Raw genomic sequence first — 12,101 nt, 5'->3', positions numbered from 1 at the left:
CCTGACTCTTGGCGCCCGTAATTCCTAGCGCCCGTAATTCCTAGCGCCCGTAATTCCTAGCGCCCGTAATTCCTAGCGCCCGTAATTCCTAGCGCCCGTAATTCCTAGCGCTTTTTGCAGTTTTAAAACCCGTCGAGTTGTTCCGCCATCCTCGCTAGCCCGTCGCGCCATTCCGCTTTCATCCGCTCGCCGTCACTGGCGTTCGGCAACCGCGAGTGCTCGAGATCCACGGCGCAGCGGGCGTTGCCTTGGCGGCCGACCGACACGCTCACCAACGTGCCGTCGTGCATCATCAGACGCAGAAAGCGCGGCGCGACGGCGCTGACCACGCGGAATCCCAGCGCGCCGCTCCATTGTCTGCGCGTGGGGTCGTTGAACGCGCGGAACACTTCACTCGGCGACGCATCGAGCGTGCGTGACACCGTCACCGCCACTGTGCCCAGCGCTTCCGGCGGTGTGGCTGCCGCCGCGTGCGAGACACGCGTAGCGCGCGGCTGTTCGGCGTCGCGCCACGCGCCGGGCTTCTTGCCGCCCTTCTCGGCGGCTTGGCGAGCGGCCTTGCCGAACTTCTTTTCGGCCGCGGCGGCGTTCTTCTTGGGCGCGACCCTGGGCGCGTCTTTGCCCACATGTCGCCTGGCGACCGACTTCTTGCCGGCCATCAGGTCAGCGCGTCCGGTGAAGGTACCCAACCCACTTGCGCGCTCTCCTGATCATCTTCGCCGCGCTGCGACCACTTGAAGAACACCACCGTCATCACCGCGTAGAAAAAGACACCACCGGGAATCCACATGATCAGACCGCCGTACTGCTGGTCCATCATCGGCGTGATCCCCATGATGCGCGGGGCGACGGCATACGCGGGGTACAGCAGCGTATCTGCCATCGCGATGTAGATCGAGATGACCGACATCGGGATGACCATCACGAAACAGTACAGCATCTGCGCGGGGTATGGCGCGCGCGGCAGCTCCGGGAGCGGCGACGTGAGCGGCCACCACATCAGCACCGCCGCCGCGATGAACATCAGGTGCTGCAGGATGTGAATCGGGTGGTTGGCCAGTGCCAGATTGTACATTGGCGGCAGATGCCAGAACGAGAGCACCACGTTGAAGATCACGAAGCAGGCGGCGATCGTCGTGCTCTTGCGGGCCAGCGCGTACACCGACGGCTTCCGCAGCAACGGACGCAGCATCCAGCCAGGCGTGCCGATGATCATGAGCGGCGGCACAATCAGCGTGAGGATCAGATGCTGCACCATGTGCCCGCTGAACAGGTAGTAGTCGCTCAGATCATGCAACGGCCCGTTCAGCGTCAGGAACAGCAGCAGGAGCGACGTGACGAAGCTCACCCGCTGCCCCGGTGTAGGCCCCTGCGGCGCGGCGGCGGCATCGAGCTGCGCGCTGGTCGCCCTCGCCATGTCCGAAACCGTGATCGGCACGCGGTCCATGGCCGACGGCCCCTGCCGCACGCGCCACACGTAGGCCGCCCCGAGGGCGGCGATACCGATCGCCGTACTGGGGTGGACCGTAAAATTCGACCAGCTCAGCTGAGCGGCGGGGTGCAGTAGCAGCGCGATCATCTCTGAAATTTACACGGCAGTGGGCGGGGTAGAACTGACAGTGACCAGTCACCAGCTGAACGCTGACGACTGGTCACTTGTTCTGGCGATCGGCGACTCAGCGGTTAGCTGAGCAGACCAAGCCGCAACACAAGCTTCGAGAACAGGAATAACAGCCCAACCAGCGTGAGGCCGGCCACGATCAGCGGGCCCGTGAACAGCGAGCGAAACAGCTTGTGATCGTATTTGAGGTGCATGTAGTACATCACGACGATCCAGAACTTCACCGCCGACATGATCAACATGCTGGGCACATAAATCCAGCTGTTTTCCCATGCCGGGATGTAGTACGCCGAGACTTCGACTGCGGTGATCACCGTGAGAATGACGGCGATCTTCCAGTACGTGGTCCAGGTCGGGTGGTGCGCTTCGTCGTGGGCGTGTCCCGCAGCCGGAGAATGGTCAGCCATCACCGCCTCACTTGATCAGGTAAATGAGCGTGAAGATCGCGATCCACACGACGTCGACGAAGTGCCAGTACAGCGCACAGATGTCAACGAGTAGGGCATCCGATGGCTTGAGACCACGCTTGTAGTCGATCGCCAGCAAGGTGAAGAGCCAGAGCACGCCGGCGGTGACGTGCGCGCCGTGGAAGCCGGTGAGCGTGAAGAAGCTCGAGCCGAACAAGTTGGTGCGGATCGTGAGTCCTTCGTGCACGAACGACGTGAACTCGTACGCCTGGAAGCCGAGGAACGTGATACCGAGCAGGCATGTGGCCCACAGCCAGATCTTCGACGAACCGAGAATGCGATCCCACGCGCTGTGCTTCGGCAGGTCGCGGTTCTGCACAGCAGCGAGCGCCAACACCATCGCCAGCGACGACATGAGCAACACGAATGTCGAGGCCGACGTGATCGGAATGTTCAGGATCGGCTTGAACACTTCGCCGGTGGTCGGACTTGTCCACGCTTCGTGCGGGAACGGGCCTTCCGGGCTCTTTCCCTTGTAGATCAGATACGTCGAGATCAACGACGCAAACAGCATGCACTCGGAACCGATGAAGGTCCAAATGGCGACTTTGCGGTTGTCGAGTCCTAACGAGGTGTAGTGGCCGCCGCCGTGCGCGTGGTCGTCGCCGTGAGCGGCGGTCGTTGGGGCCGTAGTGGCGGTCATCTTAGTGGTGATCCTCGAGCGGCGTGAGCAGCCAGTTGTACAGCGAGCCGACCCAGAGCGCCGTACCCGCCAGCATGACGGCGACCGCGGTCGGGACACTCGCATCCATGAATAGGAGCCCGCCGAACATCACGATGAGACCAAAGGCGGTGACCAGCGGCCAGATCGACGGATTCGGCATGATGATACCGAGTTCCTGCGACGTGGGGATGTGCCGACCCTTCTCCTCTTCGTACGTCGTCTCGTGCACGAGCTGCTCACCACCCTTCATGTTCCAGAGCGGATAGCGCGACTTCACCTGCGGCAGATCGGCGAAGTTGTAGTCCGGCGGCGGCGACGGAATGGTCCATTCCAACGTCGCAGCCCCCCATGGGTTGCTCGACGCCATCCGGCCATTCCTCCAGCTCTTCCAGACGTTGATCAGACCGAACAGCGTACCGATCATGAGAATGAGCGTTCCGGCCGACGACATGGCGTTGAACAAGTCGAAACCCTGACCCTCGTCGTACCGATAGATACGTCGCGGCATGCCAAGGAGGCCACTGAAGTGCATCGGGAAAAACGTCAGGTTCATGCCGACGAACGAAATCCAAAAGTGCCAGTTACCCAGCTTCTCCGACAGGAAACGACCGGTGATCTTCGGGAAGTAGTAGTACATGCCGGCGAATAGGCCGAACACCGAGCCGCCGAAGAGCACGTAGTGAAAGTGCGCGACGACGAAGTACGTATCCGTCTGCTGGAGGTCGGCCGGGGGTGACGAGTGCATCACGCCCGAGATACCGCCGACGGTAAACATGCCCACTAGCGCGACCGCAAACTTCATGGCGACCGTGAACTGAATCTGGCCGCCCCACATCGTGGCCATCCAATTGAAGATCTTTACGCCGGTCGGGATCGCGATCAGCATGGTCGTGAGCGAGAACACCGCGTCCGCGATCGGACCCATGCCCACCGAGAACATATGGTGCGCCCACACACCGAAGCCAAGAAAGCCGATCAGAATGCCCGAGTACACCATGACAGGGTACCCGAACAGCGGCTTGCGCGAAAACGTCGGCAGCACTTCGGACACGAGCCCGAACGCCGGCAGAATCAGGATGTACACCTCGGGGTGACCGAACACCCAAAACAAATGCTGCCAGAGCAGCGGGTCGGCGCCCTTGGCGATCGTGTAGAAGTTCGTGCCGAAGAAGCGGTCGAACTGCAGGAACACGAGCGCGACCGTGATCACCGGAAAGGCGAGCACCACCAGGAACTGCACCACAAAGGACATCCACGTGAAAATCGGCATGCGCATAAGCGTCATACCGGGCGCCCGCATGTTGATGATCGTCGTGATGAAGTTGAAGCCGGCCGCCAGCGAGGAAATACCGAGGATCTGCAAACCGATCACCCAGAAATCCATGTTGTGCTGCGGTGAGTACGCCTTCGTGCTGAGCGGCGCGTAGCCGAACCACCCACCATTCGGCGCCATCGACCAGAGGATCGGCAGCGTGATGAAAACGCCGCCGAGCAAGTAGATCCAATAGCTGAACGCATTCAGCCGCGGAAACGCGACGTCACGCGCGCCGATCTGCAGCGGAATCAGGAAGTTGAAGAAGGCCGCCGAAAGCGGCATGACGGCGAGGAAGATCATCGTCGTGCCATGCATCGTGAACAGCTGGCTGTACATCTCGGACGAAACGAGATTGCCATTCGGCGTCGCCAACTGGGCACGGAGCACGGCGGCCTCGAGGCCGCCGACCACGAAGAAGAACAGGCCGGTGATCAGATAAAGCGCCCCAATGCGCTTGTGGTCCACCGTGGTGAGCCACGACCAGACGCCGTTGGTAGACGGCGCGGACTTGACTTCGGTGTACGGGGGCGCGGCAGCGATGGTTGCCATCGGTGTCGTTGGTCAGCGGTGACGGTGACTTACTTCAGGGCCTGGAGGTACGCGACGATGTCCGCGACCTCCGCGTCGGTCAAACCGCCGACGTTGACCACCATCTTGGTTTTCGGATCCGTGACACCCTTGCCGAGCGAGGGCATGATGGAGCCGGGCTTCATGTGCGGCGCGCTCTTGATCCAGTACGACAAATGCTTCGTGTCGTTCGGATAGAGACCGCCGGCGATCGTGTGGCGCGAACCCACGTGCGTGAGATTCGGACCGATCGCCGCCATGTTGAACGGCGTACCGGCGATCGCGTGACAGCCGATGCAGCTCGACTTGCCATACAGCTGACGGCCACGCTCGGCGTCACCCTTGCCGAGCAGCGCGTCGTCGTAGCTGATCTGGTTGGTGAGCGGCGTTTTCGGAATGGTGAAGGCGAAGTCCTTTTCCAGCTTCTCCTTCGGAAACACCCACACCGGCACCGGAGCGCCCGGGGCCGTCGTGTCCGCAGGCATCGTCGCGGACGCCAGCTGCAGCCGCGGCGTGCTGCCCGTGCCCGAGGGAACCGGAGCCACCCTTGGTGCGCCGACGGGAGTGGCCGCCGAAGGCGCCAGCGCCACGGCCGGGAAAATCGCCGGCTGCTTCTGATGCGCCGCCCACTGCCCGAACTCGTCGTCTGTCACCGTGAACACCTTGAACCGCATGTTCGCGTGCGACGGGCCGCAGAACTCGGCACAGAAGCCGTTCCACGCCGACGACGGAAGCTCCTTGTTCGGCGTGAACCACAGATAGTTGGTGCGATTCGAGATCAAGTCGCGCTTGCCGCCCATCTGCGGAATCCAGAAGGAATGCAACACGTCGACCGTCTTGAGCTGGAAATTCACCGTCCGGCCGCTGGGCAGATACAGCTCGTTGGCCGTCGTGATGCCGTACTGCGGGTAGCGGAACTCCCACCACCACTGATGCCCGATGACCTCGACCTGCAGTGCCTCTGGCGCCGCCTTGGCCTGCGTTTTGAAAATCGTGCGAACCGTCGGAATCGCGATGAAGATCAGGATGACCGCCGGAATCGCCGTCCAGGTAATCTCGAGCGCGGTATTGCCGTGCACCTGCTTGGGCATTCCGCCGCCAGGACGTCGGCGAAATTTGAATATGGTGTAGACGAGAGCCGCTTCGACAGCGATGAAGACCAGCGTGCCCCAAATGAGCAGCTTGTCCCAGAGCGCATCGATCGCTGCGTTGAAGTCCGAGTTCGGATTGAACGTCGAATTCGGATAGTCGCCGCCGCACGCTGCAAGCCCAAGGGCCAGAGCGCCCAGCAGCGCGACGGATGTCATCCGCCGCGGGCGGAACGTGCCAACCATGCCGGTTCCTGAGAGAATGGATTGACGCCTGTGCGCGCAGTCGCGCGCGATCCGAGAAGGCCGATCGTGTGATCGCATGGCGAATGCTAAACCGACGTTTCCGGCTGCCGCAAGCAAATCGGAACATCGGCTTCATACTTCGCTGATTTTCGATCAGGAGAGTAACTGTCTTTAAGTGTTTTTGTTGGTTTTTGAGTCCAAGTACGGTCCGGTCTCTACTCTCAACACGTCCGCACGAGCACGCCGCGGGCGGGAGAGCCCAGTAAGCTGGCAAACCCGTTTCCGCACGCGACAGCAGATCGTCCATCGCTCGTGATCCCGAACCGATGTGCCATCCCGACGCGCGCCGCCGCTACCGCACTGTCCCTCCTGCTCTCGCTGGCGGCCTGTCGCGCCTCAGACGGCCCCCAGAAGAGCGGCGACGGCACGATGCTGATTGGCGTTGGTGCCATTCCCGGCAGCCCGGGCTACGATCGCGTCGTGCGAGGCGTGGAGCTGGCCGTCGAACGCCTCAATACTGCCTCCTCCCTCCGTTTTCGCAGCCGACCCCCCAAACTCGGCTCAGCCAGCGCCGTCCAAGTCGCCCAGCAACTCAGCGCGGACCCTGATGTCATCGCCGTGGTTGGACATCCGGAAAGCGGAAATACCATCGAGGCGATCCCCGTCTACGCCGACGCCGAGCACTCCGGCGTCAACGGCGTCGTCGCCATCTCGCCCACCGCGTCCTCGCCGCAACTCAGTGGCGTGAACCCGTGGTTCTTCCGCGTGGCCCCGAGCGACAACGACGCCGCACGCTTCACCGCGCAGTGGGCGCTCGATTCCCTTGGCGCCAAGCGGGCCGCGATCGTCTATCGCAACGATTCCTACGGCCGCGACTGGGCCAGCACCTTCGCGCAGGCGTTCACCAGGAACGGCGCCACCATCCTCGCGCGCGAGCCGTATCTGACCGGCGTTACCGAGTGGGATGCGTACGCGCAGCTCCTCGCCACGATGCGCCCCGACGTCGTGCTCTTCCCGGGCGATGCAAGCGATGCGCTCGCGTTTCTTCGCGCCCTGAAGGCGCATGGCGTCACCGCTCCATTTATCGGCGGAGACGGCGTTGAGCAGATCAATCAGCACGCCGACGCGATCGGGGCGCGCTACGTCGCGTTCTTCCGCGCCGATCGGGCCACCAGCCCCGAGGCGCTGTGGTTCCTCTCGCGGTATCGCGAACGCTTCAAGCAGGACCCCGACATGTTCGCCGCGCTCTCGTACGACGCCGCGATGGTCATGGGACGCACGATCATCAGTGGTGCTCGCACGCGAGCCGCCCTGCGGATCGCTCTCGAGAAGATCGGCAATGGCGCGCCGTCGGTTGACGGCGTCGCCGGACGCATCGCGTTCGAACGCAATCACGACATCAAAGGACGCAGCGTCGTCATCGTGCGAGTAGACCGCGTGCGCGGAAACCTCGACGCCGCGGCGGATAGCACAGACACGCCCGATGGAGGAGCCGACTGATGTCCGTCATGCGACTCGCGACCATTCGCGTCCGTCTGATCGCCGGCTTCGGCACGTCCATCGGCCTGCTGCTCGTGGCCGGGGTGCTGGGCTGGTATGGCCTCAACCGTAGCAACTCGGAAGCGGAAGCGACCGTGCGCGCGCTGGCCGATCGCTCCGATTTTACCGAACAGGCCACCACCACGGTGTTGCGTGAGCTGGTCGCCGGCTTGCGATATCTCACCAGTCGTTCGCCCGAGGACGAAGCGCAGTATACAACGCTTGTCGCCGAAGCCGAAAAGCTCCGTCGCGACGCGCTCAATCAGGGCGTACTGCGCGCTGACGAGCGCCGGCGACTCGAGGCGATCGGGACGCTGCAGGCCGCGATGGAGGTTCGCATTGCCGTCACGCACGCGTGGCAGGTGGTCGGCAATGAAGCAAATGCGCAACGCGTGCTGCAGCAGACGAGTCGTGATATGCAGGCGATCGAGACGGAGCTGCAGGCGCTGCGTCGTGCCGCCCGCAGCGGCGCGGAAGAATCGATGGATCGCATGCGCGATGGTCTCTGGCGGGCCGAGATGCTGCTCGCCATCGTCGTCGCAGTCGCGTTCGGTGTGGCGGCCTTCTTCGGGCTTTCCACCGCACGCGCCGTGACCGCTCCGCTGGTTCGACTACGTGATGAAATGATGGCGATCGGCGCCGGTGATCTGCGCGATCCCGGTGTCGACCTGCGCGTATCGAGCGTGGCGCGGGAGTACGCGGAGCTGATAGGTGCAATGCAACAAGCTCGCGAGCGGCTCCGCCGACTGCTGTCCCGCGTGCAGGATGAGGCCGATCAGGTGACCCTGGCCGCCGGTGAGCTCAGCGCGTCGGCCTCGTCTGCGGCTGCGTCGTCGCAGCACGTCACGACGGCCGTGATGGATATCTCGCATGGCGCCACCGTGCAACTGAGCGCGCTCAATAACGCCAGTCTGAACGTGAAGCAGCTGGCAGAAGTCGGCGCCACGATCGGCGAAGCGGCAGAAGAAACCGATCGCGTGGGACGCGAGATTCGCGGCACGACCAACAGCACCCGCGATCAGGTGCAGTTGGCCATCGACACGCTGCTTGGTGCTCGCGAAGTGGTGACGGCGTCGCGTGTTGAAATGGTGTCGCTGAAGGACGCGACCAGTGTCATTGACGACTTCGTCAGTGTCATTTCCGAAATCGCGACGCAGACCAATCTCCTGGCGCTCAACGCCGCGATCGAAGCGGCGCGCGCCGGCAGTGCCGGCCGTGGCTTCGCCGTGGTCGCGCAGGAAGTGCGTGCGTTGGCCGAGCAGAGTGCGAACGCGGCCAACGAAGTCACGGAGAATGTGAAGCGCATTCGGGCGCGTATCGCCAGCGCCTCGAGTGCCGTCGACTCGGGGGCGAACCGCCTGAAAGACGTGGAAACGGTAGCCGAGGGCGTCGGCCAGGCGCTGTCGCGCATCGAACACGCCGTGGCGCAGGTGGAAGGAGCCGCGGCCCGCGTGTCGACGGCGGTGAACGCGAACCGTCAGTCGCTGGGCGCGGTGCAGAAATCCCTTACCAGCGCCCGCGATACGGCCGAAGGTCACGCGGCGGCCGCCGAACAGGTAGCGGCCAGCACTGAGCAGACCTCGGCCTCCGCGCAGGAAGTGTCGGCGACCGCCGAAATGCTGCAGACGGCGTCCCTTCGCGTACGCGGATTGATCGGCGAATTCAGAACCTGATTCAGTCGCGGCTTAACGTTTTTTACACGAGAATTCCTGAGGGCTATTCTTCGCGCGAAGATCGGCTACGAACAACAAAACTATGGACTCTTCGGGATCTCGTGTGAGTGAATCTTGGCCAAAGTGTCGCTGAACAGCCTTACCGCGAATTGACGCGGACCCCACGCGGATCACCGACAATACCGTGAACAACCACGTGCCGGCTTTCGCCGTCTCGCGCGACCCCAATCCGCGTCGTGTTCGCGTGAATCCGCGGTAAGGCCGCTGGCAGTCCGGTCTTTTACCGCCGGCCCCGCCGCAGGCCGCATCGCCCGCGGCACCTCGGCCACTTGCCGACACGCCTGTGGTGTGTCCATGCGTTTCAGCGGCCGGCCGCCGTCACGCCGCTTTGCGAGGGTGTCGCCCGAGATTCCTTCACACAAAATCCCGGAGATCCAAAAGATGATGGATACAGGCATCGCGCCGTAGTAGGGGGGTGCGCTGAGCCACCACTCAGGATGTGGCTGCGCTTCGGTGCATGACGGTCCCGCGCACCTCGGCGCAAGAGGCCGACCTGCTGTGCCGCGCCGTTCACGTCGAGACTAGGCCGCACGACTCCGTTCCCCACCTACATCGACACCGTACACCGTTTCAATGCCGAAACGTTGGCGTGCTACTGAACCTGTTGCCACCATTGCGCGCTAGCGCGCTCAGGTGGTGGCGGCAAGCTCCGTGACCATCACACCGCGCTCGCCGAGCATGGCGAAGTAGCGTTCAGCGGGAATGCACTCATCAGGGGTGTGCACCCCCGCGGCGATCGCCCCACTGGCTTGCAGCTGACCGCAAATCGACAGCGTGTAGCCCGTGGTGCGCATCATCGCGGAAATCCCGTGCTCGGTATCTGAGCGATCGAGCACCTCCCACGAACGCGTGCTCGCGACATCGTTCTTGGTGCCACGCACGACCACCCGCAGCGCGACGAGATCCGGCTTGCCCTTGCGCAGCTGCTCACCGGCCACGCGCACGAAGACATCACGCGGCACCACCTGCTGTCCCTTCACGTCCACGGCGTCGTTGCCAAGCAAACCGAGATCGCGGATCGCCGCCATGATGCGCGCGTGCCCCGGATAGCGCAGCGTCTTGTACTCCATCACCGGGATCTTCCCTTCATAGCGCCACGCCATCGTGGATAGGCCGCCGGCGGTGTGAAACGCCTCGAGCGTGCCGATCGGCGCCGCGAATTCCACCGGTTCGCGCTCCGACAGCGCCTCGACCTGCACGCGCTTCCCATCACGCACGACCCACGACAGCGTCGAGTAGTAGTCGAGCACGCCCTCGATCGAATACACGATCTGATAGTTGAGCGGTGGCTCCGGATGCTGCGGCAGGCCGCCGACGAACAGCTTCACCTGATCCACCGTGTCCATCGATCGGATGCCATGCTCAGCCAGCACGTTGATCATGCCCGGAGCCAGTCCGGTGTCGGGCACCACCGTCACGCCCTTCAGCTTCGCGGCGGCGTCGAGTTCCTTCTGCTTGAACACGATCTCCGTGTTGCCACCGAGATCGGCGAAGTGCACACCCGACTGGACCGCCAGCGCCGCCAGTTCACCGTTGAAGTAGTACGGGATCGCGCTCAACACTGCGTCCACCTTGCCCATCTCGCGCAGCATCACCTCATGGTCGCGGACGTCCACCGAGACCGGGATCAGGCGCGGATCATCCGTCGGCAGAAACGAGGGCAGCGACGACACGTCGAGGTCGGCCAGCCGCACCTCCGTGACGCCAGGACTGCGAAGCAGATCGAACGCACAGGCTGAGCCCTGTGCGCCGCGGCCAAGGACGAGAAAACGCATATGCGAATGTCAGTTCTGCCGCACGCGCACTGATGAGCGCAGCGGAGCGGCTCGGAAATTGAGAGTGCAGGGTAGGAATCCTGCGCGAGTGTCGGGAATTTACCGAAGCGCTCAGCATTCCGCGTTCCGTCATATCACAGCACCCAAAACTGATGACGACCACCGAGTCCGACGCCTGGCGTCGGCACCTGCTCACCGACCCTCCCGCCATTCACGCCGCGCTGGCCGCGCTGAAGACCGTTGCCGTCGTCGGCATCAAGCCGGCCGACACCGATGCGCCCGCGTACTACGTCCCCGAATACGCACAGCGCGCCGGCTACACGATCATTCCGGTACCGGTCTATTACCCGGACATGGTCTCGGAGCTCGGAGAAAAGGCCTATCGCTCGCTCCGCGACATCCCGGTGCCGATCGACATCGTGCAGCTCTTCCGCCGCCCTGCTGACATCCCGCCGCACCTCGACGCCATCCTGGCCGTGAAACCAAAGCTGGTGTTCATGCAGCTCGGCATTCGTCACGAGGCCGTTGCGGAAACGCTCGCCAAGGCTGGGATCGACGTGGTGCAGGACCACTGCATGCTCGTGGAGCTGCGGAAAATGGGAAAATAGACGCGCGTTAAAAGCGAAAGCCCGATGGACTGGCCGGGTCTATTTGTGCTGGACCGCACAACGCACGAGGGCCCACCAGAATCTGGCGGGCCCTCGTGTGGTGCTGAAATCGGCGTTTTGACTACTTCGACGCCGTCACCCGGAAGATCGTATTGCCGGAATCGTCGCTCACCAGCACGCTGCCGTCGCGCAGCACCGCGAAGTCGACGGGGCGGCCCCAGCGTGAGCCGGCCTCGTTCTGAAAGCCCGTGATGAAATCTTCGTAGCTCACCGGCTTGCCGTTCTTCACGCGGATGCGGACCACTTTCGCACCGGTCGGCACGTCGCGATTCCAGCTGCCGTGGAACGCCACCAGCGCGTCGCCACGCCACTCCGGCGGGAACGACGTCGCCTTGTCGAGGAAGGTGATGCCGAGTGAGCTACGAAGATTTCATCACGGGCTTTCAGAACGAGGCCGGCTCACGCTGGGGCCGCCCCG

Annotated in this window: 11 protein-coding genes; 3 read left to right on the top strand and 8 right to left on the bottom strand. The window is 63.3% G+C overall.

The window, feature by feature from the left end; translation table 11 throughout:
* Positions 1–122: 122 nt before the first annotated feature.
* The 6 genes from ACLL97_RS03720 to coxB form a co-directional block, all read right to left on the bottom strand.
* Positions 123–659: an SRPBCC family protein gene (locus tag ACLL97_RS03720; RefSeq protein WP_411279130.1), complete on the bottom strand. Its 537-nt coding sequence runs from the start codon at positions 657–659 to the stop codon at positions 123–125.
* Entirely contained in the window at positions 659–1,579 is a 921-nt protein-coding gene (locus ACLL97_RS03715) for a cytochrome c oxidase assembly protein (RefSeq protein WP_411279129.1), read from the bottom strand. Before ACLL97_RS03715 ends, ACLL97_RS03720 begins: the two co-directional genes overlap by 1 nt.
* 104 nt (positions 1,580–1,683) lie before the next feature.
* The gene (locus ACLL97_RS03710) at positions 1,684–2,028 is read right to left on the bottom strand and encodes a cytochrome C oxidase subunit IV family protein (protein WP_411279128.1); all 345 of its coding nucleotides are present in this window, start codon (positions 2,026–2,028) and stop codon (positions 1,684–1,686) included.
* Between the two features lie 7 nt (positions 2,029–2,035).
* Positions 2,036–2,731: a heme-copper oxidase subunit III gene (locus ACLL97_RS03705; protein ID WP_411279127.1), complete on the bottom strand. Its 696-nt coding sequence runs from the start codon at positions 2,729–2,731 to the stop codon at positions 2,036–2,038.
* A 1-nt stretch (position 2,732) separates the two neighbouring features.
* Positions 2,733–4,616, bottom strand: coding sequence for a cytochrome c oxidase subunit I (gene ctaD / locus ACLL97_RS03700; RefSeq protein ID WP_411279126.1), 1,884 nt, complete (start codon positions 4,614–4,616; stop codon positions 2,733–2,735).
* A gap of 29 nt (positions 4,617–4,645) precedes the next feature.
* On the bottom strand, positions 4,646–5,968 hold the full coding sequence (gene coxB, locus ACLL97_RS03695) for a cytochrome c oxidase subunit II (protein ID WP_411279125.1): 1,323 nt from the start codon (positions 5,966–5,968) through the stop codon (positions 4,646–4,648).
* Between the two features lie 312 nt (positions 5,969–6,280).
* Here coxB and ACLL97_RS03690 point away from each other — a divergent pair, with 312 nt between their 5' ends.
* Entirely contained in the window at positions 6,281–7,468 is a 1,188-nt protein-coding gene (locus ACLL97_RS03690; protein ID WP_411279124.1) for an ABC transporter substrate-binding protein, read from the top strand.
* Positions 7,468–9,180: a methyl-accepting chemotaxis protein gene (locus tag ACLL97_RS03685; protein ID WP_411279123.1), complete on the top strand. Its 1,713-nt coding sequence runs from the start codon at positions 7,468–7,470 to the stop codon at positions 9,178–9,180. Before ACLL97_RS03690 ends, ACLL97_RS03685 begins: the two co-directional genes overlap by 1 nt.
* Positions 9,181–9,869: 689 nt before the next feature.
* Here the strand turns inward: ACLL97_RS03685 and ACLL97_RS03680 are convergent.
* Complete coding sequence (locus tag ACLL97_RS03680) at positions 9,870–11,015, bottom strand: saccharopine dehydrogenase family protein (protein WP_411279122.1); 1,146 nt, start codon at positions 11,013–11,015, stop codon at positions 9,870–9,872.
* A 152-nt stretch (positions 11,016–11,167) separates the two neighbouring features.
* On the opposite strand from ACLL97_RS03680, the gene ACLL97_RS03675 reads away from it, so the two are divergent.
* Positions 11,168–11,623: a CoA-binding protein gene (locus ACLL97_RS03675; RefSeq protein WP_411279121.1), complete on the top strand. Its 456-nt coding sequence runs from the start codon at positions 11,168–11,170 to the stop codon at positions 11,621–11,623.
* A 121-nt stretch (positions 11,624–11,744) separates the two neighbouring features.
* On the opposite strand, the gene ACLL97_RS03670 is transcribed toward ACLL97_RS03675, so the two are convergent.
* Positions 11,745–11,975: a hypothetical protein gene (locus ACLL97_RS03670; RefSeq protein ID WP_411279120.1), complete on the bottom strand. Its 231-nt coding sequence runs from the start codon at positions 11,973–11,975 to the stop codon at positions 11,745–11,747.
* Positions 11,976–12,101 lie beyond the last annotated feature (126 nt).

This window comes from Gemmatimonas sp., assembly GCF_046594945.1.
Taxonomy (GTDB): domain Bacteria; phylum Gemmatimonadota; class Gemmatimonadetes; order Gemmatimonadales; family Gemmatimonadaceae; genus Gemmatimonas.
Note: the sequence above shows the minus strand (reverse complement) of the source record. Positions and strands in the feature narration are given on the sequence as shown.